The following is a 24,872-nucleotide window of genomic DNA, read 5'->3' on the forward strand; positions in this document are numbered from 1 at the left end:
TGGCCTAGGGACGCTGCCGAGGGGCTACCGCCGGCCGACCGAGTCGCTGCCCGGGCCGCCGGCGATCCGGTCACGACCAGGTCCGCCCACGAGCCGGTCACGACCAGGCCCGCCCAGGAGCCGGTCGTAGCCCGCGCCTCCCATCAGGACGTCGTGGCCCCCGCGGCCGGCGAGCACGTCGTGTCCCGCGCCACCGAGGATGCGGTCGTCCCCGGCGCCCCCGCGCAGCACGTCGTTGCCACCCAGACCCCGGATGATGTCGTCGCCGGCGCCGGCGCAGATCACGTCGCGGCCGGGGGTCCCGACGAGGACGTCGTCGCCGGGGGTGCCCTGGATGGTGCAGGGGCGGCCGCGCAGCACGGTCAGGGTGAAACTGGCGCTGGCGCGCGCGCCGGTCGCGTCGGCGACGGTGACCGTGATCTCGGCGGTGCCCCAGCGGCCGGCCGGCAACTCGAGGCCGAGCCGGCGCTCAGCACCGGTGCCGCTCACGGTGAGCGCCGAGCGTGGGACCAATCGGGTGTCGTCGGAGACGGCCCTGACCCGCAGGTCGGCGGCCGGCGTGACGTCGTCGTCCACCGTGAACGCGATGCTGCCGAGCCGGCCGCCGTCCTGCACGACCTGGTCGGAGAGGCCGCTGATGCTCGGGGCCTCGTTGCGGGCCGTCACGGCAAGGGTCACCGTCACGGGCGTCGAGCCCGCCGAGCCGTCGTGCGCCCGGTAGGTGAACGAGTCCGACCCGGCGTAGCCGGTGGCCGAGGTGTAGGTGAACGTGCCGTCGGGGCGCAGGGTGAGCGTGCCGTGCGCCGGCTCCGTCACGAGTACGGCGGTGAGCGCGTCGCCCTCGGCATCGGTGTCGTTGAGCGTCACGCGCGCCCCAGCGGCGACGGTCAGCGTGGTGTCCTTGGCGGTGGTGTAGGCGTCGGGCGCCGCGACCGGCGCGTCGTTGACCGGGGTGATGGTCAGTGCGACGGTCGTGGTGGCGGAGGTCGCCGTACCGTCGGAGGCGCGGTAGGTGAACGAGTCGCTCGTGGTCTCCCCGCCGTCGTGGACGTAGGAGAACGTGCCGTCCTCGTCGAGCGACAGGGTGCCGTGGGCGGGACCGGTGACCACGGCCGCGGACAGCGGGTCGTCGTCGGCGTCGGTGTCGTTGGCCAGCACGCTCGTGGCGCCGCCGACCAGGGCCGTCGCCGTGCCGCCCTCGGCCACCGACGCCGCGTCGGCCACGGCGACCGGCGCGTCGTTGACCGCCGTGACGGTCAGCGCGACCGCGGCGGGGACGGAGGTCGTCGTACCGTCGGAGACGCGGTAGGTGAAGGCGTCGGGGCCGGAGTATCCGGCGTCGGGGGTGTAGGCGAAGCTGCCGTCGGAGTTCAGGACGAGCCGGCCATGGGCCACGTCGCTCACGAGCGCGACGGTCAGTACGGCGCCCTCCGCGTCGGTGTCGTTGCCTCGGACCCCGGGCGCGGCGACAGTCAGCGTGGCGTCCTCGGCGACCGTGTAGGCGTCGGGGACGGCCACCGGGGCGTCGTCGACCGGGTTGACGGTGATCGAGACGGTGACGGTGTTCGAGGATCGGTCGCCGTCGCTCGCCCGGTAGGTGAACGAGTCGGTCGGGGTCTCGCCGCCGTCATGGGTGTACCTGAAGGTGCCGTCGGGGTTCAGCGTCAGCGTGCCGCGCGAGGGACCGGTGACCAGGACCGCGGTCAGGGACTGCTCCTCGGCGTCGGTGTCGTTGTCCAGGACGCTGGTGACGGCACCGCTGAGCGTGGCGGCCGTGCCACCCTCGGCCACGGTCATGCTGTCGCCCACGGCCACCGGGGCGTCGTTGACCGGCGTGACGGTGATCGTCACGGTCACGGTGTTCGAGGACCGGTCGCCGTCGCTGACACGGTAGGTGAACGAGTCCGAGGTGGTCTCGCTGCCGTCGTGCACGTAGGTCAAGGTGCCGTTGGCGTTCAGCGTCAGCGTGCCGCGGGTGACGTCACTGACCAGCTGCGCGGTCAGGGTGTCGCCGTCGGCGTCGGTGTCGTTGGCCAGCAGGCTGGTGGCGCCACCCGTGAGCGTCGTCGCGGTGCCACCCTCCGCCACGCTCAGCGCGTCGGCCGTGGCCACCGGGGCCGCATTGCCCGGCGTCACGGTGATGCTGACCTCGGCCGGTGCGGACTGGGCGTTTCCGTCGGAGGCCCGGTAGGCGAACGAGTCGGACCCGGAGTAGTCGGCGCTCGGCGTGTAGCGGAAAGTGCCGTTGGCGTTCAGCGTCAGCGAGCCGTGAGCGGGGTTCCGGGTGACCACGGCCGAGAGCGGAGTGTTCTCCGCGTCCGTGTCGTTCGCGAGCACGCTGGTGGCTCCCCCGACCAGCGCCGTCGCCGACCCGTCCTCGCCCACCTCGATGCTGTCGGCGACCGCCACCGGGGCGTCGTTGACGGGATCGATCGTGATGGTCACGGTCGCGGTGTTGGAGGAGCGGTCGCCGTCGCTGACGCGGTAGGTGAACGAGTCCGTGGTGGTCTCGCTGCCGTCGTGGGTGTAGGTGAACGTGCCGTCCGACTGCAGCGACAGGACGCCGCGGGCGGGGTTGCTCACCCGCTGGGCGGTGAGTACGCCGTTCTCCGGGTCGAAGTCGTTGGCCAGGACGCTCGTGGACCAGTTCGCCAGGTTCGTCGCGGTGGCGCCCTCGTTGAGCCGGATGCTGTCGGCGACGGCCACCGGCGCGTCGTTGACCGGGGTCACGGTGATCGTCACCGTCGCGACGTTGGACAGCGCGAAGCCGTCCGAGGACTGGTAGGTGAACGTCACCGGCCCGGCGTACTCAGCGGCGGGCAGGTAGGTGAAGGTGCCGTTCGCGTTCAGCGTCAGGCTGCCGGAGTCCGGGCTGGTCACGAGCAGCACCGTCAGCGCGTCGCTCTCGGCATCGGTGTCGTTGAGGGTGATCCGGTTCGCCGCGGTCACGGTCAGGACGGTGTCCTCCGGGACCGTGTAGGCGTCGTCGACCGCCACGGGGGCGTCGTTCACCGGCGTCACGGTCACGGTGACCACGGCGGCCGGCGAGAGCGACGTGCCGTCGCTGGCGCGGTAGGCGAAGGAGTCGGTCCGCACCTCGCCGCCGTCGTGGTCGTAGCGGAAGGTGCCGTCCGGGTTCAGCGTGAGCGTGCCGTGATCGGGCAGGCTCGTCAGTACGGCGACCAGCGGGTCGTCCTCCGGGTCGGTGTCGTTGGCGAGCACGCTCGCGAGCGGGACTCCGGCGAGCGTGGTCGCCGTGCCGCCCTCGGCCACCACGATGCCGTCGTCGTTCGCCACCGGCGCGGCACCGGACGCCGCCGCGGGGGCGGCGATCGCGACGGAGGCGGCGACGAGCCCCGCCGTCGTCGTGAGCAGCAGGGCACGGACACGTCGGGGAATCAGGTGCAGCACCCGCACAGCCTTGCTCCTCACGCGGTGCCGCGGGCGGGAATGCGCGAAGTGGCACGACCGGCCATCCCACGAACCGCCTCGGCTCCGATGTCCCGTGACCATCCTCACGCCGGCGCGTGACCTCCGTCCCGTCGTCGGCGTCCTGCCTGGCATGGCTGATCGTGGACAACGTTCCGCCGCATCGGGTCGGTGAGGGCGACGTCATCGTCGTCACCTAGGGCGCCGGGAGGTCGCCTATTTGCACGTCGAGGCCATGGACCCTGTCGTCTGAGCAACGCACTCATCTGCCGCTTCCCGAGGGGCGTTCGTGAGTGACGCAAACTGCCATCACCGACTGTGATGTCGTGGCACGATCCGGGCCGTGAGAGAACTTGGGCCGGCCGTGACCGGAGTCTTGTTGTTGTTTATTGCCGGGTTCTTGCGCGCAGGTGAAAGAAACAGTGCGGATCCAGAACTGGTCCTAGGAGCGTTCTATGCACTCGCCGGGCTGGGCATCATGGCGCTGATGGCTGCGGGAGTCTCCCTAGGAATCCGCCTCTCTCGCGATTGACCGCGAATGCGCGCTCGCCCGCATCTGCCGCCAAGCGCGGTCTTGCCGAGGAGCGGAGGCACAAGCAGCTCGGACCTCTGGCGGCCACGCCCGAACCGGAGCACACTGACGCATGCGCACCCTCACACGTCGCCTCGCTCCGCACTCCCGCACTGCGTGGCTCACCTTCACCGCGGTCGCGGTGGTGGCGTTGGTCGTCGCGGTCTCGGCTGTCGTGCTGAACCACGGTGGCCGGACGGCTGTCGTCGCAACCGCGGCCACATGGCTGGTGGCAATGGTCGTCCTGGCCGCCTTCCTCGACGCCGTCCTAGTGCCAGCTAACCCCGACGTACGCCGTCGCGCCGGCCACACTGCCGGCTGGAGCGGCACTCTCGGTGCTGCGGGCTGGTCGGACGGCGGTGGCCATGGTGGCTCCGGCGACGGCGGTACTTCCTGCAGCTGACCTGTTCCGGTCAATTCGTGAGTCGGTCAACTGCGCCGTCGGGCGCTCCTCTCGATCTGATCGGCACGAGACTTCGCTCCTCGGCGATTCGCGCGCTGGCATCATGCGCGTCGTGAACACCGCCTTGAAAGCGCGGGTCAGGAAGCGGCCACAACGCCGTTGGCCCCGACGAAGCTTGATCGCGCTCGTGGTGGTCGGGCTCGCCGCCTCCGCCGGAGCCCTCGGTCTGCGCTTCCTCGGACAGAACCGGGTGATCGAGGCCGGCAACATCGTCGTCGCCGTCGAGGGCCGCCACGTCGACTACTCCCGCCCCCTCCAGGCACACGACCCCGAAGAGATCGGCACCGGTTCTGCCGGCCGCATCGGCTTGGTCGGCGGTCGATGCGTCGGCTTCGTCGGCGACCCCGCCCGCCCCGGGCAACGAGATCTGGTGATCGTGTGGCCGTACGGGACAACGGTGAGCGGCAAGGACGAGGACGTGGTGATCGAGTCGGAGGGAGCGACCATCCGCCTGGGTGACTGGGTCGAAGGTGGACGCGGGCTGGGCCACGACTTCAGCGGAATCACGGAGAAGCTTCCCGTGGACTGTCGCCCTGACAAGCTCGACCAGTTCAGCGCAGGAGGTTGAAGGCACTCGCACTGGCATGCCATCCAGAACTCTGGTCGAGCGCACAGGTGTGCTGTTGGGAGGACGGCGGCTGTGGTGAGATCAGGACGTGTCGAGCCGTGAGGATGCGCGTCCACCGAGGCACCTCGGCGACTATCCGGATGGTGCGTACTGGTCGGCGGGACCCCATCCTCATGATGAGGACGGGGTCGACGAGCACACGGTCCAGGGATCGGTGATCCGCTTCATGTGGGACTACGGCGTGCAGGTCCCGTTATGGGATGCCGAAGGGTTGCTGCCTGAGGACCCCGAGTGGCTGCGGAGGTCCCTGGGAGTGAGCGATCCGCTCATCGAGGACCTCGCACGGTGGGGCGACGAGATGGATGCTCTCGACGCCGACCCGCGTCGTCGGACGAGCGAGGCGTACGACGCTCTCGATGCGCGCGCACGAGATCTCGTGCAGCGGCTCCGGACAGAGCTCGGCTCCCGGTTCAGCATTTCCTACCGACCTTGGTGACAGCCGCCTGGTCGCAGGCGAACTGTGTGGTCGCGATGACCGCGATCCACCTGGCGGGACTCGGCGTGCTCCTCTTTCGCAAGCGCTGAGCCACCCGCGCCGTACCTACGCGCGAGCGTGCGCGGTCAGCTGCGCCGCGAGCTCGACCGACGCCTCGATCTCCTCGCGCCGGATCGAGACGCTCTCCACGTTGAGGCCGAACGGTACGTCGAGCCGACGGCAGAAGTCGATGAGCTCGGAGGCGGTCGCCGCCGCCTGCTCCAGGGACGCCCGTAGCGGGTTCGTCGCGTGCCGCAGGTCGTTCTCGATCCATCGCGGGACGTCGACCCCGAGCCAACGGAGGAACTCCAGGGTCTTCATCGAGCCGCACACCGAGAAGGTGAAGACGATCGGCACCGGGACGAGCCCGGCGGACGCGCAGGCGTACCGGTAGTCGGAGACGAGGTTCTTGGCGGCGTTGAGGTCGTAGACGACCTGGGTGACGAAGAACCGGCACCCCGCCTGCTGCTTCGCGATCAGGCGCAGGTGCTCGTTCTCGCGGCGGCTGTGCCGCTCCGGGATCGCCACTCCCCCGAGCAGGAGTTCGGGATTCAGCTCGGCGCACAGGCCCTGCGCGTCGGCGAGGGACACCGGCGGGGTGGTGCCGCTGGAGGCGGCGCCGACCATCACGGTCAGGGTACGGCGGGGATCCTGCGCGGACAGCCAGGTACCGAGAGTCTCAGGCTGGTACTTGCCGACCGCGCGGTAGACGACGACCGGCGTGCGCCACGCCTGGAGGTGCTCCGCCCGGTACGTCGACGGGTCGACCGTCGGACTGAACGGGAACGGACGCTCGACCGGGTTGCGGGAGCTCTCGTCATCGATGTCGTAGAGGACCAGTCCGTCGAGGTCGAGGTGGTCCAGTCGCTCGATGGTCGCGCGGGCGATGTCGGGCAGCCGGTCGGCCGGGGTCGACTGCCGGGGCGGCGTGACGGCGAAGAGGACGAAGTCGCCCCGCCCCTCCCTGATGCGCGCTGCGACGTCCACGGCGGCAGGGTAGACGGCAGCACCCGTAGCCTCCATCGGGTGAGACCCACAGCACCGGACCTGGCCCGCCTGGGTGTGCCCGACGACGGCTGGACGCCGGTCGACGTGGGCGAGTCCTCGGCCCTGGTCCTCGTGCACGACGACGGCGACCGGTACGCCAAGGTGGTGGCCGCCGACGAAGTCGCCGAGCTCGCCCGGGAGCGCGACCGGTTGGTCTGGGCCGCGGCCCACGGCATCGCGGTCGCGGAGGTGCTGCACTGGTCGTCCGACGACGCCGGGGCCTGCCTGACGACGAGTGCCGTGGCGGGCATCCCCGCCGACCGGCTCGAGCCCCACCGCGTCGGGGCGGCCTGGCCGCACATCGTGCGCGCCGTGCGCGACCTGCACGAGACGCCGACGTCGGGGTGCCCCTTCGACCGGGGCCTGCGGCTCATGTTCGGCCTCGCCACGGACGTCGTGGCACGTGATGCGGTGAACCCGGAGTTCCTGCGTCCCGAGCAGGAGGGTCAGGACCCGGGTGAGCTGCTGGCGGGCCTCGCCACCGAGCTGCCTCCCCGTCTGGAGCAGGAGGACGGCGACCTCGTCGTCTGCCACGGCGACCTCTGCCTGCCGAACATCGTGCTGGATCCCGAGTCGCTCGAGGTCGTCGGGTACGTCGACCTCGGCAGGCTCGGCCTGGCCGACCGCCATGCCGACCTGTCGCTCCTGCTCGCCAACGCCCAGGACACCTGGCCCGAGCACGCCGCGCTGCTCGGCGCCGGCCTGGCATCCCACTACGGGCATCCGGTCGACGCGGAGCGACTCCGCTTCCACCTGCTCCTGGATCCCCTCACCTGGGGATAGCGCGCGGGCGCCCGCCCCCGGACGGCCAGATCGTCCGGGGGCGGGCGGTTCGGTGCCGACCCGAGCGGGGTCAGTAGGCGGCTGCGACCTCGCCGTACGCCTTGATCCCCCACGCCGAGCGCACCGGGTCGAGGAAGTACGGCGGGGGCGCGAAGCGCAGCCGGGTGTCGTACTCGTAGTTCTTGTCGTAGCCCGTACCCGATGTGGTCGCGACGGGTCCGCGGTAGCGCTGGGCGAAGGAGCCGAAGAGGCTCAGCGTGCCCAGACCGCTGGTCGAGCCCTTGTCCCAGGCCTGGACGTTGAAGCTGTGCATGAGCGTCAGGATCGAGGCCTGCACGACGGCGTTCTGGAACTTGCCCTTGCTCTCCGGGCGGTCCATGTCGGAGAACGTGCCCGAGCTGGATCTCTTCACCGGGTGGTAGACCTTCACCGAGTTGCCGGCGATCAGCCCGAGCGCCTCGGTGCCGGTCTTGCCGCCGTGGTACTTCAGGTGGTCGGTGATGATGATGTTGTTGTCCGCGACCAGCGTCATCCGGCCCTTGAGGGTGCCCTCGACGTACAGCGTGCCGTAGCGGCAGTTGGCGTCGGGCAGGGTCTCGTTCCAGTCGTCGGTCTGCGGGAAGCTGCTGATCGTGGCCGCCTTGCAGGAGCCGTTGCTGTTCGTCTGCGGGGTCGGACCGCCGGCAGGGATGTCGCGCACGATGATCAGCCGGTTGTGCGGGATCGTCAGCGTCTGCGCGACGGTCGGGCGGTCCTTGAACTCCGTCGCGTTGCCGCAGCCGGTGTTCAGCGCCGTCTGGGAGTAGGGGCTCCACACCTGCATGGTCGAGTACGCCGCCGTGGTGGCCACCAGCTTGATCCGGGTCGGTCCGGTGTAGAGGCACCCGGGCTCCTCGGTCTTCGTGGCGTCGACGTAGGGGCGCAGGTCGCCGACCGTGGTCGGGAGCTCGATCTCGGGCCGGTAGCTGATGCCCTTCTCGAAGATCGGGTTCGCGGTGGAGCCCGCCTTCGCGTAGCACTGCTTGCCCGTGGGCTTGTCGCAGTCCGGCCACGACGTCGTGGTGGTGCCCTTGAAGCGGACGGCGCCACCCGTGAGGATCCGGTCGTTGGTGTGCATCGGGCCGTTGATGACGTCGCCGCCCGCGAACTGGATGTTGACGCAGTCGGAGTTGCGGGGGCTGGTGGTGGGCCACCAGTAGCGCACGCAGTTGGCCGCGGCCCAGGTCGTGGTCCTGCGCCCGCTCGCTCCGTCGTAGGTGGACGTGTTCGCCGGGTCCACCTCCTCGTACATCGTGTAGTAGAGGAACTCACCGAAGCCGCCGCGCCGCAGCACGGTCTGGACCGAGCGGGTCACTTCGCCGACGCGGCCGGTGGACGTCAGCCTGACGGTGCCGTTGACAGGCGTGCTGGTGGTCTCGGCCTCGTAGTGGTACTCCGCCCGGTCGGCGCCGGGCACCGGCACCCAGCCGACGGGCTTGTCCGCGCCCCACGAGCAGGAGCTCACGTTCGGGCGCTGCATCGCGAGGTTGCTGCAGTCGGTCGCCGTGCGCCAGTAGAGGTCGTTCTTGTTCAGCCGGGCCAGGTAGTCGTCGACACCGGCCTCGGCAGCGGCGAGTGCCTGGTTCCAGTCGCCGGAGTGCCGCGCGACCCGGTTCGTGCTCATGGCCGCGGTGGCGGCGACGGTGGCCAGGATGATCAGCACCATCGTCGTCCCGAGCACCACGATCAGCGCCGAGCCCTGGTCACGGGAGCTCGTGCCGTGGCGATACCTCTGCGTCATCATTCGTTCTCCAGGACCTTGATCTCGGCGTTGGGCAGCCGGATCCGCTTGTAGACGGTCGCGGCCCGGTAGCGGTCGTTCCCGCGCACGGTCTGCACCCGCAGCGCCACCTCGACCGTGGTCACCAGCGGCAGGTCGGTGCTGCCGACGGAGGCGTCCGGGATCAGCCCGCCGTCGGAGTTGTAGTAGAAGAGGGTGTCGACGAGCGGCCAGGCCAGGCCCCGCGCCAGCACCCGGCTCTGCACCGGACAGGTCGGCGAGGTCGGGTCGCAGTAGCTGTACGACTGGGCCGAGGTGTTCACGATCGGCTGCTGGGTGCGCTGCACCAGCCGCGCGGACGCCCGAGCCGCGTGCGGGTCCCGCTCGAGCTCGATGGTCACCAGCAGCGGGGCGGAGCCCACCGTGTTCAGGTTCGCGTAGAAGCGCACCCGGGTCCGGCTGGCCTGCACCAGGGCGGTCTCCGCACAGGTCGGGCAGGCCAGGTCGGTCGCCTGCACGGGCAGCACCGCCGTACGCAGCACCTTGCTGACCCCGTCGACGGCGACCTGGCTCTGGGTCGAGTTGTCCAGCCGGTTCTCCAGCGCCGAGCTGGTCCGGATGACGAGTACGGCGGTGGCGCCGACGCCGGTCAGCAGGATGGTGAACACCGCCATGGCCACCAGCAGCTCGGCGAGCGTCATCCCCGCGTCCCGGGGTGGCCGGCTCTCCGCGCCGCTCACGTCAGCGCCACCGTGATCGGGTAGGTCCCCGTCCAGGCCAGGGTCCGTTCGCTGTTCTTGCCGTTCGCGGAGATCCTCCACCGCCCGTGCGGAAGGCTGGTCTTCAGCGAGCCGGCGGTGTTGGTCTTGCCGAGCGTGATGCTCGCTCCGCCGGGACACTCGGCGTCGTCGACCCGGGTGGCGGTCACGTCCTTGTTGCCCCGGCCGCTCCCGCTGAGGGTGACCTCGACCGCGGCCAGCGGGAGCGTCACGGTGCTGGTCCCGCCGGGGGCGGCCGCGACGAGCTCGCGGGCCAGGTCGCTCTGGTACGGGTCGCTGTCGGTGCACGCCCCGGCCCAGACCTCGTACCCCGCCGGGTAGGGCCACAGGCTCTCCAGCGTCTGCTTCGCGTCGGTGCTGCTCACCGCTCCCGTGCGGACCACCGTGCCGTTCGGGAGCAGCGCGCTGTTCGCCAGCGTCACCGGGAAGCCGGTCGCGCCCTTCGGCTCGTAGCCGGCGACGGTCCGGTAGCTGACGACCAGCCGGTTCGCCAGGGCGTACTCCACGATGGTGCGGACGAGCTGTCCGGCCCGCACCTGGACGACCTTCGACGTCGTCCCGTCCCGGTTGATGTGCCCCGGCAGGTCGGCGGTGATCGTGTACGCCCCCTCCTGCAGGAAGGCGAACACGGCACAGCCGTCGGACGCCGTCAGTCCGCTGAAGGAGCCGCTGGGTCCGGAGACGGTCACCGACCGGCCCTCCATCGGTACGCCGTCCGCGTCCAGCAGCCGTACGCCGATGTGGCCGGTGTTCTGCGCGTAGGTGCCCTTGGGCGGCGTCATCACCGTGTCCGTGGACACCGGCGGCCGGTCGCCCAGGCCGGGCCAGGTGACCTCCACCCGCACGCGCAGGAAGGCCAGCTCGACGTCGCTCCCGTCGTCGCACGTGGACGCGGCCGTGGAGCCCACCTGTGCCCACTGGGCCGTGCGGGTCACGGTGTACGGCACGTTGTCGACGACCAGCGGCTCGTCCGCCGTACCGCCCGGCAGCGGATTCGGGTTGACCACCCGGTTGGTCGTGATCGACGTGGGTCCGCGGCTGCGGGAGACGAACGCGTCTCGGGTGATCTCCAGCTCGCGGGTGGCCAGGCTGGTCGCCACCATCCGGTAGCGGTCCTCTTTGGCCAGCCGGATCGCGCCGCCCAGCAGGCTCAGCACCGCGCCGGCGACGACCAGGAACAGGCCGAGCGCGACGACGACCTCGACCAGGGTCATCCCGTCGTCGCGGCGCGCCACCTGGCGCCCCGTGCGTGCGGACGACGGCATGCCGACTCCCTCCCTCGCCTGTGCTCCAACCGAGAGGACTGATCGGTCGGGCGCCCCGCCGGACTTGAGCGGAGGGGCGCGCGGACCAGACCGGCCCGAGTTTCTTCCGGCGGCTCTCAAGCGGCGTTCCGGCGGGGCCGACAAGTCCCATCGACAAGAGCACCTGACCCCGGGGAGGGGCGCAGGGCGCAGCAATCACCCACACCTCCGCAAAGGGGAAACACCATGCTCGCTCGTCTGCAGAAGTCGATGAAGGAGAAGGACCAGGGCTTCACCCTGATCGAGCTCCTCGTCGTCATCATCATCATCGGCATCCTGGCCGCGATCGCCATCCCGGCGTTCCTCAACCAGCGCCAGAAGGGCGTCGACGCCTCGTTGAAGTCGGACGTCAAGAACGCCGCAACCATCGTCGAGACCTGGATGACCGACAACCCGTCCGCGGACGTCACCGCTCAGACCGTGACCGATGGCGGCGCGGGCACCGACGACACCGAGCTCGACGGCTTCAAGGCCAGCGACGGCAACGACGTGGCCCTCGTAGCGGGTTCGGTGACCGGCACCTACTGCCTCTTCGCTTCCAACGACGGGGCGAGCGAGTCGGCCGAGTACATCGCCTACTTCTCCGACGCCGGCGGCCTGCAGCCCGACTGGGTGGCCGCGACCACCTGCGCCTGACCCGACGGGCGGGGTGGGCCGCGTGCCGGCCCACCCCGCTCCCGCAGTGAACCGATCGACGATGCCGGGGGGCAAGCCGTGTCCGCAGTCCGCAGGTGCCTGGTCCTGATCTCGCTGGCCGTCGTCGGCCTGCTGGCCGTCGACGGCGGCTCCGTGCTGCTGACCCGGCTCGCGACACCCGACGAGCTCGAGAGCGCGGGACAGAAGGCCGCCGCCGTCGTGGCGCACCGCAGCGAGGGCGTCCCCACGCCGCAGACCGCGATGGCGGCGCTCGAGGCCGCCCGGGCCGAGGCCGGCGAGCACGAGATCACCCTGTCGGAGGACGACTTCCTCGTGTACGCCGACGACAGCGTCGAGCTCACGGGGGTGGCGACCGCGCCGACCCTCCTCCTCCAGCGGGTCCCCTTCCTGGCGGACCTGGCCGAGGTGACCACCACCATGACCGTCGAGCCCCGCACGATCGACAGCAGCGGCCCCATCTCAGGGAGCACCCGATGACCTCGTCCCCCAGCCTGCACCCCTTCCTCGACGACCCGCTCACGGCACCCCAGCCGACCGCCGCCGCCGAGACGACGCTCGATCCGGCCACCGTCCGCGACACGCTCCGCTCGATGGCCGCGCTCACCCGGGTCGTCCTCGGCGTCGCGCTGCAGGCCCCGGCAGACCCGGCCGGCTCGGCCGGCTCCGAGACCTCCGACGCCGACCCCACCCTGGCCCCCGAGCCGGCGCCGCCGCCCGACTCGATCGCGCTGCCCGCCGACCTGCTCGCCGAGACGGCCCGCCCGCTCAACGTCGTACCCCCGGCGGTCCCGGCGCCGTCCCCGCTCGACGACGACTGGACCCCCACCCTCTCCGCGGTCCCCCGGCTCGCCGTGGTGGAGACGGCCGCTCCTCTTCCCGAGCGGCAGAACCTCGGTCTACTCCAGGAGATCGCCTTCCTCGACGACTGATCCGAGTTCCCGAACTCCCGGGCCGAGGCCGCGCGCAGCCATTACTGTGGCCGCGCACGGCCTCGGGAGGGGGACGGGATGCCGACACCGGCCGACGAGCTCGACGATCTCTGGCGACGGTTCAAGGACACGGGTGACCCCGAGGCGCGGGACCAGCTGGTCCTGCGCTTCGCGCCGCTCGTGAAGTACGTCGTCGGCCGGCTCCGCTCCGGGCTGCCGGCCAACGTCGACAGCAACGACCTCACCTCCGACGGCGTCCTGGGCCTGCTGGACGCCGTCACCAAGTTCGACCCGGACCGCGGCCTGCAGTTCCAGACGTACGCCGTCGCCCGGATCCGCGGCGCGATCGTCGACGGCCTGCGCTCGACCGACTGGGTGCCCCGGTCGGTGCGCGAGAAGATCCGCGACATCAACGCCGCCCAGGCCACCCTCGAGCGCCGGCTCGGCCGGGGTCCCGAGGACCGGGAGGTGGCCGAGGAGATGGGCATCACCGTCGCCGAGCTGCAGCACCTCTACGCCGAGACCAGCTACACGAACCTGCTCAGTCTCGAGGCGGCCACCGCTGGCGAGGACGACGCCGTCCGCGTCGACCTCGACCTCCCCGACGCCGAGGACCTTCCCGAGGGATTCCTGCGCGCGGTCCGCGAGCTGCCCGAGCGCGACCAGATCGTGATCGCCCTCTACTACTGGGACCGGCTCACCCTCGCCGAGATCGGCCAGGTCCTCGGCGTCACGGAGTCGCGGGTGAGCCAGCTGCACAGCCGGGCGACCCTGACCCTGCGGCGCAAGCTCGCCGAGCAGCGGCAGGACTGAGGCGGGCCGGGGGTCAAGTCGGACCTGCCGGGGACCGACGACTCAGGTGCGCCCGCGACCGCGGGTGCCGTGTCGTGCCCCGGGAGTCGCCCCATGTTCCGCAGCCGTGCCGTGCCCCTGCTCCTGGCGCTCGTGCTGGCGCTCGCCGGTACCGGCGCCGTGGTCAGCGCTCCGACCGCCCAGGCCGCGCCGCCGGAGACGCCGAGCGGACTCAGCCCCGGCGGTGGTGCGGTCGTCGACGGGTCGGTCGACCTGGGCTGGGACCGCGTGCCCGGTGCGGCGTCGTACGACGTCCAGGTGGCCGCGACCTCCGACTTCGCCGCCCCGCTGGAGTCGGTCACCGGCACGGTCAACCTCCGGTACGTGCCCAAGGTCCAGCTGCCCGAGGGCGAGGTGTGGTGGCGGGTGCGCTCGGTTGCCGGCGCCGAGAGGAGCCCGTGGAGCAGCGCAGCGTTCGGCTACGAGGCCCAGCCCGCGCCCGACCCCGTGCGGCCCGCCGCCGGGACGGTGATCCAGCCGCCGGTCGACACCCCCCGGTTCGCGTGGGAGCCGGTGGCCGGCGCGACGTCGTACACCGTGCAGGTGAGCCCGGACCCCGAGTTCACGGACCCGGCCCTGATCATCACCAGCACCCAGCGGACGACGGCCGCCGTGCTCACCGGCTACCAGGTGGCGGGCACCTACCACTGGCGGGTCCGGGCGACGCTGGGCACCGGCTACGCCACCCGCTGGTCGACCGTCCGCGACTATCTCGTCCGCGGCCTCCCTGCCGCACGGCTCACCGCTCCTGCCGACAGCTTCGCGACGCCGGTGCGCGACGTCGTGCTCGACTGGGAGCCGGTGCCGGGTGCGGTCACCTACGAGGTGCAGGTCAGCACGGACGACGGCTTCCTGAGCGTGGCCCACAGCGTCACCGGGGTCGTCGGGACGAACTACGCCCCTCCGACGCTCGACAACGACGAGTACTACTGGCGGGTGCGCCCCGTCGACGCCTCCAACAACAAGGCGCCCTGGCCCGCCGAGCCCTGGCGGTTCCGGCGCGCCTGGGCCGACCAGCCGACGCTGGTCTACCCGCGCGGCGCGAACGAGCCCGGAATCCCGCTCTTCTACGAGTGGACCGCGATCGAGCGGGCGAGCAAGTACACGCTCTACCTGTACGACGACGACGGCGGCCAGCCGGTGTGCAGCGCGGAGACCGTGCACACCACCCTCGCCAACGCGTGCAAGCCGACCGCGGCGGGGCGCTACTCGTGGCTGGTGCGGGCCACCGATGACGGTGCCGGGAAGACCCCGGTGACCGACATCCTTGCCCAGGAGCCAGCGACCTTCGACTACTCCCCGCCGACAATGGGGGCCGACCCGGCCACCGAGCCGGCCGCCGCGATCAGCGGCACTGCGGCGTATGGCGTGGGGGGCGTCGAGCGTGAGGTCTGCACGACGGCGCTGCCGGGCACCTGCGTCGACCTCCGGCAGACCCCGGTGTTGACCTGGCCGGCCGTGCCCGGGGCCAGCAGCTACCGCCTGATCCTGTCTCGCGACCGCGAGCTGACGAACGTCGTCGAGACCTTCACTGTCTCGTCGACCATGTGGACCCCTGTCAAGACACTGCCCGACAGCCAGGCCGGTTCGGCGTACTTCTGGGTCGTCGACCCGTGCTTCGGTGCCTGCCCCGGCCTGGTCCGATACGCCGAGAACTCGTTCGCCAAGAAGACCGTCGGACCTGCCCTGCAGAGCCCGGCACCGGACGCGATCGTGGCCGACGACGTGACCCTCACCTGGGGCTCGGCGCTCGACGCAGTGCGCGACCCCGCCGCGGCGACCGGCTCCTCGCTCACGACGCCCGCCTCGACCGAGGCCCGGTCGTACGTCGTCCAGACGTCGGTCGACCCGGCGTTCGGCGCCCCCATCGAGAGCGTGACCGTCGACGAGCGGACCTTCACCTCGCGGACCGTGACCTACCCCGAGGGCCCCGTCTACTGGCGGGTGCGCGCGATGGACGGGAGCAACAACCCGACCGTGTGGAGCGAGACCCGCCGGTTCGTGAAGCGCTCGCCGGTACCCAACCTGACCGGCCCGGCCGATGGCACCGGACTCGGGGTGGACTACGCGCTGAGCTGGGAGCCACTCGCCTTCGCCGCCGGCTACGAGGTCGAGGTGTATGCCGGACCCACGAAGGTCGACGGCCCCACCTCCTGGAAGCACGTCTCCTGGGCGCCCAGCGACCCCTACCCGGTGAGCGAGGACTACACCTGGCGGGTCCGCCGGGTCGACGCCAAGGGCCGGCGGGGCGCGTGGAGCGAGCAGCGCTCCTTCCGCATCGATCCCGTGGTCCCCTCGACGGTCGCGCCCTCCGAGGGCGCCGTGGTCGCGCCCGGGACGGCGTACTTCAGCTGGGAGCCGGACGTCCGGGCCACCAGCTACCGGTTCGAGCGGCGCAAGAAGGACAGCACCAGCCTGACCGAGAACGCCACGACCCGCGCCGCCTCCTGGGCACCGACGGCCGCGCTCGCGGCCGGCTCCTGGCAGTGGCGTGTGGTCCTGCTCGACAACCGGGGCTCGGCCCTCGGCGCCGCGCCCTGGCGCTCGTTCACCGTGGTCGACCCGCCCGCCGAGGTGACCCGGGTGTCGATCTCCGGCAGCGGCCGGGTCGGGAGCGACCTGCGCGTCGGGGCGCCGACCTTCGACCCGGTCGTCGACCGGATCGACTACCAGTGGTACCGCGGCACCGCGAAGATCGCGGACGCGACCGAGGAGACGTACACCGTCGTGCAGACCGACCTCGGCAAGCAGCTCACGGTCCGGGCGACCGGCACGCTGACCGGCTACAAGCCGGCCGTCTCGACCAGCGCCCCCCTCGTCGCGGTGTCCGGTGACGCCCTGGTCGGGACGCCGCCGACGGTGACCGGGAACGCGGTCGTCGGGTCCACGCTCGCCGCCGCGTCGGGCACCTGGCCCGCTGGAGCCCGGGTCACCCGGCAGTGGCTGCGCGACGGCGTACCGATCCCCCGCGCCACGTCGTCGACGTACCGACTCGTGGCCGCCGACGCCGGTCGCTCGGTCGCCGTCGCCGAGACCGCCACCGCGACCGGGCGCACACCCGGCACCGCCCGCAGCGCCTCGGTCGCGGTGGCGAAGCTGGCCTCCGCGACGACCGTCAAGCTGACGGCCTCCCGGACCACGGTGAAGAAGCGGGTGAGCGCCACCGTGCGCATCACCGCCGCCGGACTCGCCGCCCCCGGCGGCACCGTCACCCTCTACGACCGCAAGCGCAAGCTCGCGACCATCCGGCTGGGCGCCCGCGCCACGGCCACCGTCCGGCTGCCGAAGCTGGCCGTCGGCCGGCACACCATCAAGGCGGTCTACAGCGGAGCGGCCCAGACCCGGCCGTCCACCTCCCGGGCGGTGAAGCTGGTGGTCCGGAAGCGCTGACGGCGGGGGTGTCGCAGGTTCATCACGGTATGTCGCCGAGTTCGCGCTCCCCACGGCGTACCCACCGTGGTCAGTGCGAACTGGTCTGCATACCGTGATGAAGCCGCGACCCCACCACCCCCGACCGCCGCCGCTCACTCCCCCACAGCCGGAACATCAGGTACGCCGCCAGCGCGCACAGCAGGTGCCACGCCCCGTGTCCCTGGAGCAGCGAGTGCGGGTCGCACCAGGTCCGCTTGGTGACGTTCCAGATCGCGAAGGCGACCAGGATGGCGGCGAGCGCGCCCGCGCCCCAGCGCAGGTCGGTGTGCAGGCCGCCGGCCCGGCGACGCCAGAGCCGGACCTCCATGACGACCGCGGTCAGGAGCAGCACCGCGAAGGCGACGTTGCCGGGATGCTCGACGACCGGCACCCGGCCGTCGTACGCTCTGACGAGCTCGCAGGCCAGCACCAGGGCGGCGAACAGCAGCGGGAAGGATCCGCGGCCCCACCACCGCACCAGGGCGTACGCCGCCGCGAACGACGCCACCAGGTACATGCTCAGCAGGTCGAGATGCCCGCCCCACGCCGCCTGGGTCGCGTGCATCGCCGCGCTCGCCGGACCGAGCAGCACCACGACGCACGCGTACGCCGTCGCCAGTCCGGGCCGGCGCGGCAGCACCTCCCCGAGCAGGTCCGGACGACCCGCTCGCCACGCGACGAGCAGTCCGGCGACGACGAAGCCCAGGTTGGAGAACGAGTTGACCGGCTGCCGCACGGATCCGGGGTGCGGCGCCTCGCAGAAGTCGGCGCCGCGGCCCACGTCGGGTCCGAGCCAGCCCTGCCCGACGGCGAGCACGAGGAGGCCGACCGACACCGCGGCGACGGCGCCCGCGATCGCCAGCGGGCGGAGCGACCGACGGGGCACGCGCTCAACCTCTCACAGTCACTGGGACTTTGGTCCCGGACGCAGCGGGACCAATTACCTGGTGGGAACAGGCGGCAAACGACGCCGATCTCTGTGAGAGTCCGCTTTAGTAGTTCTCAGCGGACCCGGAGGGGAAACCAATGACGACGATGAGCCAAGGCCAAGGTTCACACCTGGTCGCCACCAGCGCGTTCGACGCCTGGCACCTGCTCACCGCGGCGGACGTCGCGAGAGTGGCCTGGCTCAGCCCCGAAGGCGTCTCGATCGTGCCGGTCAACTGCGTCGCGGCGGACGGCGCCCTGTGGTTCCGCACCACCCCCCAGTCCGCGATCGCCCAGGGCGCGGCCGGCACCGAGGTCGCGGTCGAGGCCGACTACCTGGACCCGGTGAGCCGCACCGGCTGGAGCGTCGTCCTGCGCGCCGTCGTGCACCTGGTGGACCCCGAGCTGGCTCCGGACTCGGTCAGCCAGCTGTGCATCTGGCCCGAGGGTCAGCGCAACGTCTACGTGCGCCTCGAGCCGACCGAGGTGAGCGGGCGTCGGCTCGTGTCCCGGCCGGGCGCCTGAGCACTACGACCAGCTGAACCGGCGTCCCTCGACCACCTCGGGCACCAGCTCGACGACCTCGGAGGCCACGTCGCCCACCCAGGGCCGGGCCGCCGGGACGTGCAGCGGGTGCTCGTCGGGCTCGAGGAGGCGCAGCCTGCCGCGTACGACGACCGACCACGCCCCGTGCTCGCCGCGCCAGTCGATCTCCAGGGCCACGTCGGAGGAGAGCGCCGCGGCGAGCAGCTTGTTGCCGGCCTGGGTGCGCACGTAGATCGCGCGCGCCCAGGTCGCGTAGTCCAGCGGCACGATGTGCACCTCGTCGACCAGGCGGTACGCCAGCCTGCCGAAGGTCTCGTCCTCCAGCAGTGCCCAGCACTCCTCCGGCGTCATGGCGCCGACCTCGCCGGTGGTCATTTCCGCATCCCGCCGGCGTCCTCGAGCACGAGACCCGCGACCTCCGCGGCGTGCCCCGGAGGCACCACCCGGACCGGGCAGTGCGCCTGTCGCAGCACCGTGCGGGCCGTCGAGCCCAGGTGCGCCGCCGCCGGGAAGCCGCGGGCCCGGCGGACCAGGACCAGCTCGTCCACCTGCGCCGACGCCTCGACCAGGGCGTGGGCCGGCTGGTCGTGGACGACCCGGAGCTCGACCTCCACGTCGGGGTAGCTCGCGCGCCAGTCGGCCACGGCGGCCTCGAGCTCGGCGTGGGCGCGCGCGTCCCACTCGTCGACGGCGATCCGGCTCGCGATGACGTCGTCGTACTCCGACGGCAGCCGCCACGCGTGCACGACCAGCAGCCGCGCGCCTCGGGCGCGGGCCACGGCGAACGCCTCGGCCAGCAGGTCGGTGGACCGGCCGGGCCTCTTGACACCGGCGAGGACGACGCCGTGCTCGGCGGGCGTCCAGGTCTCGGGGACCGACACCACGGGAGCGACGGAGCTCGCGGCGACCCCGGTCGAGGTGTTGCCCGTCAACAGCCGCTGGGCGATCGCACGCCGGTCGGCGCCGACCACCAGGAGCCGGGCCGCCCGGGCGTCCGCGACGAGGGACGCGACCCGGGAGCCGCGGCGCAGCACCTTCTTCACGGGTACGGCGCGCTCCGACGCGGGCGATTCAGCCGCCTCCAGCGCCGCGCCCACCGAGCGGAGGACCTGGCGCCCGCCCTCGTTGATCTCCGCGACGGGGACCATCTGGATCGCCATCGGCGCGTAGTCCGGCAGCACGTGCACGATCCGCAGCGGTTCATCGAGGCGAGCCGCCTCCGCCCGCGCGTAGCGCGCGGCATTGATGCTGGCCGGCGTGCCGTCGACCCCGACGACCACGCCCGTGGCCGTTGCGCCGGTGCTGATGTCCGTCATCGTCCTCGACCTCCCGAATCGTCACGGGGGGGGTTCCCCGTACCTCCATGCTCGGTACGCCGTGGCGCGGTGGGCAGGGCCGGAGGACACGACCGGCCGGGCCCTTCTGCCCCGGTCAGCCGAGCCGGCGGAAGGTCTGCGCGTCGAGCGGGTCCCAGCCCGCCCCGAGCCGCCGCCCGGTCAGCTCGGCGCAGCCCAGGCCGACCAGCACCGTCCGCTCGCCGGGCGCCCAGGGCCGGGGTGGCCGGACCCGCTCGATCTCGGCCAGCACGGTGGGGTCGTGCAGCCGCTCCAGCGGACCCCGGGCCTGCACGCTCCAGCCGCGCTGGTCGGGGTGGTCGATCTCGTCGACCTCGAACGCGGCCCGCGCTCCGGGCTGCTCGTGCACCAGCCGGGCCAGCGCCGAGCCGGGTCGCGTGCGGAGCACCAGCAGGTCGTCGAGCACCGCGTAGTTGAACGGGTGGAGGCGCGGGCCGTCGTACGCCCAGAAGGCCAGCCGGCCCACGACGCCCCGCACGAGCAGGGCGCGACAGGTGTCCGCGTCGAGCGCGGCCTCCGCGCTCACCGCTCCGCCTCACCCGGGGGTACGACGACCACCGGGCACGGTCCGCGGTCGAGCAGGGCTCGGGTGATGCCGTCGGGACGCCCCCAGTACGCCGCGCCCGCGCCGCGCATGACCACCACGAGGTCGCTCGGCTCCAGCTGGTGCAGGACGGCCGCCGGCGCCGGTCCGGGCAGCACCACGACCTCCGCCGCCACCTCCGGGTGGACCGGCCGCCACCGGTCCAGGGCGGCCTCGAGCGGTCCCACGACCTCGGGGCGCTCCTCCTCCCCCGCACGCATCAGGAAGAGCGGGGCGGCGTACCGCTCGGCCTGGTCGAAGGCCACCCGGGCGAGCTCCTCGCCGTCGCCGTCGCGGCAGCTCACGGCGACCACGCGGTCGACGCGCGGCGCGCCCGGGGCGACACCCTCGCCGGTCGGAACCACCTCGACCAGCGAGCGGGCACGCGCCGCCACGTTGGCGGTCACCTCCCCGCGCAGCAGCCGGGTGATCGGGGAGCCGCCCTCGGCTCCGAGCACCACGAGGTCCGCGCGCCGCGACGTGCCGACGATGCGCGTCGGCACCGCCCCCGAGACGTGCGCGGCGTGGACGCGGCCGTCAGGTATCCGCCGCCGGGCGGTCTCCCGGGCGCGGGTCAGCACGTCGAGGTCCGCCTCGTCGGCGGGGTCGGCCAGCACGTGGAGCAGCGTCAGCGGCACCGTCCGTCGCTGGGCCTCCTCCGCGGCCCGGGCCACGACGGTCTCGTCCCGGGGCCAGCTGCCGACCGCGGCCACCACCCCCAGGTGGGGCCGGACGTCCGCTTCCTGGGTCATCGCCTGCTCCTCCCCCTCGAGTCCGACGGTCTGCTCCTTCCGTCCATCATCCGTCCGCCCCCGCCGATCGGTCAGGGTCGTTCGTCCCGCGTGGTCGGGGCGCAGGGCCGATGCCGGACCGGGTCCGAGGGTCCAGACTCGAAGGGACGGAGGAGGTCGTGATGAGCAGCACCGCACTGGTCGCACACGAGTCCATGTTCGGCAACACCGCGGCCATCGCCGCCGCCGTCGCCCGCGGTCTGAGCGGCGCGGGCTGCCAGGTCGACCTGGTCGATGTCAGTTCGACGGATCACCCGCCGCGCCCGCTCACGTCGTACGACGTCCTGGTGCTCGGCGCGCCCACGCACGCGTTCTCGCTCTCCCGGGCGAGCTCGCGTGCCGAGGCCGTCAAACAGGGCGCGTCCGCCGACCGGGTCGAGCGCGGGCTGCGCGAGTGGCTCGCGCAGCTGCCGCCGGCCGGTCCCCACGTCCGCGCCGCGGCGTTCGACACGCGGGTGGCCAAGGTACGGCGCCTGCCGGGGTCGGCGGCCGCGAAGGCCGCCCGGCAGCTGCGCCGGCGCGGCTACCGGCTCGCCGCCGACCCGGCGTCGTACTACGTCGTCGACACCGACGGTCCGCTCGTGGACGGCGAGCTGGAGCGCGCCGAGGCCTGGGGCGCCGGGCTGGCCGCCGGGTGAGCCCGACACACGGGTCCCGCACGGTCGGGACCTGCGGCCCTGGGCGCGACCGACCCGCCGCCGCGAGGCTGGCACCACACGAGTCCACGCGAGAGAGGTGAGAGTCATGAAGGCCGCCGTCGTCACCAGCTTCACCGAGCCCCTGACGGTCGAGGAGCGCGCCGTACCCGACCCCGGTCCCGGCCAGGTCCTGGTCCGCATCGAGGCCAGCGGCCTGTGCCACACCGACATCCACGCCGCGCACGGCGACTGGCCGGTCAAGCCGACCCCGCCGTTCGTGCCCGGGCACGAGGGGGTCGGGATCGTCGAGGCGGTCGGCGACGGCGTACGCCACCGCGCCGTGGGCGACCGGGTCGCACTGCCCTGGCTCGGACACGCCTGCGGCCACTGCGACCACTGCGTCAGCGGCTGGGAGACCCTGTGCGAGGAGCAGCAGAACACCGGCTACTCCATCGACGGCAGCTTCGCGGAGTACGCCGTCGCGGATGCCGACTACGCCGTCCCCGTCCCCGACGGGGTCAGCCCGCGCGACGCCGCGCCGCTGACCTGCGCGGGCGTCACGACGTACAAGGCCGTCAAGGTCGCCGGGGTCCGGCCCGCCGAGCGGGTGGCGATCTTCGGCGTCGGCGGCCTCGGGCACCTGGCGCTGCAGTACGCCCGCCTCGTCGGCGGCACCGTGATCGCGGTGGACGTCGAGGACGCCAAGCTGGAGATGGCGACCGACCTCGGGGCCGACCACGTCGTCAACGCCCGCACCGAGGACCCGGTGGCGGCCATCGAGGCGCTCGGCGGGGCCGACGTCGCCGTCGTGCTCGCGGTGATCCCGCAGGTCTTCGAGCAGGCCCTCGCCTCGCTGCGGCGCGGCGGCCGGCTGGTCTGCGTGGGGCTGCCGCCCGAGACCGAGGGGCCGATGGCGCTGCCGATCTTCCCGACCGTGCTGAAGGGGATCTCGGTGATCGGCTCGATCGTGGGTACCCGGCAGGACCTGGCGGAGGTCTTCGAGCTGCACGCCCGGGGCCGCACCCGCGTGGTGGCGGAGACCCGGCGGCTCGACGACGTCAACGCCGCCATCGACGACGTGCTCCAGGCCCGGACCACCGCCCGGATCGTCTTCGAGCCGTAGCCGGTCCGCGGGACGATTCGCCCGGGCGCCTGTCCATCGGCGCCCGGGTCGAGCAGGCTGGGGCACGAGCACGACGCGACCCACCGAGGAGGAGCCTGACCATGCTGGTCTCCGGCGCGATGACGTCCGACCCCGTGACCGTTCCACCGGACCACCCGGTGAAGAAGACCCTGACCCTGCTCCAGCGGCACGGCGTGACCGCGCTGCCCGTGGTCGCCGACGACGGCCGACTGGTCGGCGTGGTGAGCGAGGCCGACCTGATCCGCGACGCCGTGCCGCACGACCCCCGGGCGCGCATGCTCCCCGCCGGACCCGACCAGCGCCCGCCGCAGACCGTCGCGGAGGTGCTCACGCCGGCCCCGGTCACGGTCCGCCCCCACGACGACCTGGCCACCGCGGTCGACCGGATGGGCACCCACCGGGTCAAGAGCCTGCCGGTGGTCGACGAGCACGGGCGGGTCGTCGGCATCATCGCCCGCAGCGACGTCGTCCGGATGCTCGCCCGGCCCGACGGCGCCATCGCCGCGGAGATCCGCGAGACCCTGCGGACCGCCGGGTACGCCGACTGGCGGGTCACCGTGACCGACGGCGTCGTCGAGATCACCGGCCCGGAGCCGGCAGAGCGCTCGCTCGCGGAGTCGGTCGCGCACACGGTCGGCGGCGTCGTCGAGGTCCGGATCGGATGAGCCGCCCGGTCCTGGTCCTCAACGCGGGCTCGTCGTCGCTGAAGTACCAGGTCGTCGACCCGGCGACGGGAGGCACCCGCACCCGCGGTCACGTCGAACGGATCGAGGACGGCGGCTTCGACGGCGCGCTGGACTCGGTCCTCGCCGACCTCCGCGAGGCCGGCATCGACGAGGGCGACCTCGCCGCGGTCGGCCACCGGGTGGTCCACGGCGGCGACCGGTTCTCCGGGCCGACGGTCGTCGACGACGCCGTGCTGGACGCGATCGACGACCTCTCGCGGCTCGCCCCGCTGCACAACCCCCCGGCCGTCGCCGGCATCCGCGCCGCGCGGGCGGCGTACCCCTCGCTGTCGCAAGTCGCCGTCTTCGACACCGCCTGGTTCGCCGACCTGCCCGCCGCGGCGGCGACGTACGCGATCGACGCCGAGCTCGCCGCGCGCCTGGGGATCCGTCGCTACGGCATGCACGGCACCAGCCACGAGTACGTCGCCCAGCGCGCGGCCGACCTGCTCGGACGCGGCCTCGCCGACCTCGACCTGATCACCCTGCACCTCGGCAACGGCGCCTCCGTCGCGGCGGTCCGCGGCGGACGGCCGGTCGACACCTCGATGGGCCTGACCCCGCTGGAGGGGCTGGTGATGGGCACGCGCGCCGGCGACCTCGACCCCGGGGTCGTCGTCCACCTGCTCCGGCACGGCGACCTCGACGTCGACGGCCTGGAGGACCTGCTGCACCACCGCTCCGGCCTGCTCGGGCTGAGCGGCCACCACGACCTGCGCGACGTGCAGGCCGCGATGGACGACGGCGACGACCGGGCTCAGCTGGCCTACGACGTCTACTGCCACCGGATCCGCGGCTACGTCGGCGCCTATCTGGCCGTCCTCGGCGGCGCCGACGCCCTGGTGCTCACCGCCGGCGTCGGCGAGCACGACACCCGGGTCCGCGCCGACGCGCTGGCCGGCCTGGAACGCCTCGGCATCGCCATCGACACCGACCTCAACGAGGCCGACGACGACGGCCCACGCCGGATCTCCCTCGATGGGTCACCCGTCGCCGTCCTCGTCGTACCGACGAACGAGGAACTGGCGATCGCGCGGCAGGTGGTCGAGCTGCTGGGGTGATGGGTAGGCAGTCCC

The 24,872-nt window shown here is 72.6% G+C and carries 23 protein-coding genes; 13 read left to right on the forward strand and 10 right to left on the reverse strand.

Features of this window, described 5'->3' with window-relative positions; genetic code table 11:
* Positions 1-24: 24 nt before the first annotated feature.
* Positions 25-3,411, reverse strand: a complete 3,387-nt coding sequence (locus VMF51_RS16985; protein WP_325475641.1) for an Ig-like domain-containing protein — start codon at positions 3,409-3,411, stop codon at positions 25-27.
* Between the two features lie 1,104 nt (positions 3,412-4,515).
* Between VMF51_RS16985 and VMF51_RS16990 the strand changes: the two genes are divergently transcribed.
* Positions 4,516-5,031 (forward strand): hypothetical protein, encoded by a 516-nt coding sequence (locus VMF51_RS16990; RefSeq protein WP_325475642.1) that lies wholly within the window; start codon positions 4,516-4,518, stop codon positions 5,029-5,031.
* Positions 5,032-5,119: 88 nt separating this feature from the next.
* A complete protein-coding gene (locus VMF51_RS16995; RefSeq protein WP_325475643.1) occupies positions 5,120-5,527 on the forward strand; it encodes a hypothetical protein in 408 nt (135 codons plus the stop codon).
* Between the two features lie 105 nt (positions 5,528-5,632).
* On the opposite strand, the gene VMF51_RS17000 is transcribed toward VMF51_RS16995, so the two are convergent.
* Positions 5,633-6,553 (reverse strand): methylenetetrahydrofolate reductase, encoded by a 921-nt coding sequence (locus tag VMF51_RS17000; protein WP_325475644.1) that lies wholly within the window; start codon positions 6,551-6,553, stop codon positions 5,633-5,635.
* A gap of 39 nt (positions 6,554-6,592) precedes the next feature.
* Here VMF51_RS17000 and VMF51_RS17005 point away from each other — a divergent pair, with 39 nt between their 5' ends.
* Entirely contained in the window at positions 6,593-7,396 is an 804-nt protein-coding gene (locus tag VMF51_RS17005) for an aminoglycoside 3'-phosphotransferase (RefSeq protein WP_325475645.1), read from the forward strand.
* 70 nt (positions 7,397-7,466) lie between these two features.
* Here the strand turns inward: VMF51_RS17005 and VMF51_RS17010 are convergent, their stop codons facing one another.
* Genes VMF51_RS17010 through VMF51_RS17020 form a run of 3 tightly spaced genes read right to left on the reverse strand, consistent with a single transcriptional unit; the run spans position 7,467 to position 11,199 of the window.
* Entirely contained in the window at positions 7,467-9,176 is a 1,710-nt protein-coding gene (locus tag VMF51_RS17010; protein WP_325475646.1) for a pilus assembly PilX N-terminal domain-containing protein, read from the reverse strand.
* Positions 9,176-9,895 carry a prepilin-type N-terminal cleavage/methylation domain-containing protein gene (locus VMF51_RS17015; protein ID WP_325475647.1) on the reverse strand — a complete coding sequence of 240 codons (720 nt, stop codon included), beginning with the start codon at positions 9,893-9,895 and terminating at the stop codon, positions 9,176-9,178. The genes VMF51_RS17010 and VMF51_RS17015 overlap by 1 nt, the downstream gene beginning before the upstream one ends.
* A complete protein-coding gene (locus VMF51_RS17020; RefSeq protein WP_325475648.1) occupies positions 9,892-11,199 on the reverse strand; it encodes a prepilin-type N-terminal cleavage/methylation domain-containing protein in 1,308 nt (435 codons plus the stop codon). Before VMF51_RS17020 ends, VMF51_RS17015 begins: the two co-directional genes overlap by 4 nt.
* A 225-nt stretch (positions 11,200-11,424) precedes the next feature.
* Here VMF51_RS17020 and VMF51_RS17025 point away from each other — a divergent pair, with 225 nt between their 5' ends.
* From VMF51_RS17025 to VMF51_RS17045, 5 genes are all read left to right on the forward strand, one after another.
* The gene (locus tag VMF51_RS17025) at positions 11,425-11,874 is read left to right on the forward strand and encodes a prepilin-type N-terminal cleavage/methylation domain-containing protein (protein ID WP_325475649.1); all 450 of its coding nucleotides are present in this window, start codon (positions 11,425-11,427) and stop codon (positions 11,872-11,874) included.
* Positions 11,875-11,952: 78 nt separating this feature from the next.
* Positions 11,953-12,372: a hypothetical protein gene (locus VMF51_RS17030; RefSeq protein ID WP_325475650.1), complete on the forward strand. Its 420-nt coding sequence runs from the start codon at positions 11,953-11,955 to the stop codon at positions 12,370-12,372.
* Positions 12,369-12,824 carry a hypothetical protein gene (locus VMF51_RS17035; RefSeq protein WP_325475651.1) on the forward strand — a complete coding sequence of 152 codons (456 nt, stop codon included), beginning with the start codon at positions 12,369-12,371 and terminating at the stop codon, positions 12,822-12,824. The genes VMF51_RS17030 and VMF51_RS17035 overlap by 4 nt, the downstream gene beginning before the upstream one ends.
* A 78-nt stretch (positions 12,825-12,902) precedes the next feature.
* Positions 12,903-13,637, forward strand: a complete 735-nt coding sequence (locus tag VMF51_RS17040) for a FliA/WhiG family RNA polymerase sigma factor (protein WP_325475652.1) — start codon at positions 12,903-12,905, stop codon at positions 13,635-13,637.
* A 93-nt stretch (positions 13,638-13,730) separates the two neighbouring features.
* A complete protein-coding gene (locus VMF51_RS17045) occupies positions 13,731-17,066 on the forward strand; it encodes an Ig-like domain repeat protein (protein ID WP_325475653.1) in 3,336 nt (1,111 codons plus the stop codon).
* Positions 17,067-17,136: 70 nt separating this feature from the next.
* Here the strand turns inward: VMF51_RS17045 and VMF51_RS17050 are convergent, their stop codons facing one another.
* The gene (locus VMF51_RS17050; RefSeq protein WP_325475654.1) at positions 17,137-17,973 is read right to left on the reverse strand and encodes a ceramidase domain-containing protein; all 837 of its coding nucleotides are present in this window, start codon (positions 17,971-17,973) and stop codon (positions 17,137-17,139) included.
* A 149-nt stretch (positions 17,974-18,122) separates the two neighbouring features.
* Here VMF51_RS17050 and VMF51_RS17055 point away from each other — a divergent pair, with 149 nt between their 5' ends.
* Complete coding sequence (locus tag VMF51_RS17055; protein WP_325475655.1) at positions 18,123-18,539, forward strand: pyridoxamine 5'-phosphate oxidase family protein; 417 nt, start codon at positions 18,123-18,125, stop codon at positions 18,537-18,539.
* Positions 18,540-18,542: 3 nt separating this feature from the next.
* Here the strand turns inward: VMF51_RS17055 and VMF51_RS17060 are convergent, their stop codons facing one another.
* From VMF51_RS17060 to VMF51_RS17075, 4 genes are all read right to left on the reverse strand, one after another.
* Positions 18,543-18,935, reverse strand: a complete 393-nt coding sequence (locus VMF51_RS17060) for a pyridoxamine 5'-phosphate oxidase family protein (RefSeq protein ID WP_325475656.1) — start codon at positions 18,933-18,935, stop codon at positions 18,543-18,545.
* On the reverse strand, positions 18,932-19,876 hold the full coding sequence (locus VMF51_RS17065; RefSeq protein WP_325475657.1) for a universal stress protein: 945 nt from the start codon (positions 19,874-19,876) through the stop codon (positions 18,932-18,934). The genes VMF51_RS17060 and VMF51_RS17065 overlap by 4 nt, the downstream gene beginning before the upstream one ends.
* 115 nt (positions 19,877-19,991) lie before the next feature.
* Positions 19,992-20,441, reverse strand: a complete 450-nt coding sequence (locus VMF51_RS17070) for a pyridoxamine 5'-phosphate oxidase family protein (protein WP_325475658.1) — start codon at positions 20,439-20,441, stop codon at positions 19,992-19,994.
* Complete coding sequence (locus tag VMF51_RS17075) at positions 20,438-21,250, reverse strand: universal stress protein (RefSeq protein WP_325475659.1); 813 nt, start codon at positions 21,248-21,250, stop codon at positions 20,438-20,440. The genes VMF51_RS17070 and VMF51_RS17075 overlap by 4 nt, the downstream gene beginning before the upstream one ends.
* Before the next feature lie 161 nt (positions 21,251-21,411).
* Here VMF51_RS17075 and VMF51_RS17080 point away from each other — a divergent pair, with 161 nt between their 5' ends.
* The 4 genes from VMF51_RS17080 to VMF51_RS17095 all read left to right on the forward strand — a co-directional run bounded on the left by VMF51_RS17080 (position 21,412) and on the right by VMF51_RS17095 (position 24,857).
* Positions 21,412-21,927, forward strand: coding sequence for a hypothetical protein (locus VMF51_RS17080; protein WP_325475660.1), 516 nt, complete (start codon positions 21,412-21,414; stop codon positions 21,925-21,927).
* Positions 21,928-22,033: 106 nt separating this feature from the next.
* Complete coding sequence (gene adhP / locus VMF51_RS17085) at positions 22,034-23,050, forward strand: alcohol dehydrogenase AdhP (protein WP_325475661.1); 1,017 nt, start codon at positions 22,034-22,036, stop codon at positions 23,048-23,050.
* A 101-nt stretch (positions 23,051-23,151) separates the two neighbouring features.
* Positions 23,152-23,736: a CBS domain-containing protein gene (locus tag VMF51_RS17090; protein WP_325475662.1), complete on the forward strand. Its 585-nt coding sequence runs from the start codon at positions 23,152-23,154 to the stop codon at positions 23,734-23,736.
* Positions 23,733-24,857: an acetate kinase gene (locus tag VMF51_RS17095; protein ID WP_325475663.1), complete on the forward strand. Its 1,125-nt coding sequence runs from the start codon at positions 23,733-23,735 to the stop codon at positions 24,855-24,857. The genes VMF51_RS17090 and VMF51_RS17095 overlap by 4 nt, the downstream gene beginning before the upstream one ends.
* Positions 24,858-24,872: the final 15 nt, after the last annotated feature.

This window comes from Nocardioides sp., assembly GCF_035503875.1.
GTDB lineage: Bacteria > Actinomycetota > Actinomycetes > Propionibacteriales > Nocardioidaceae > Nocardioides.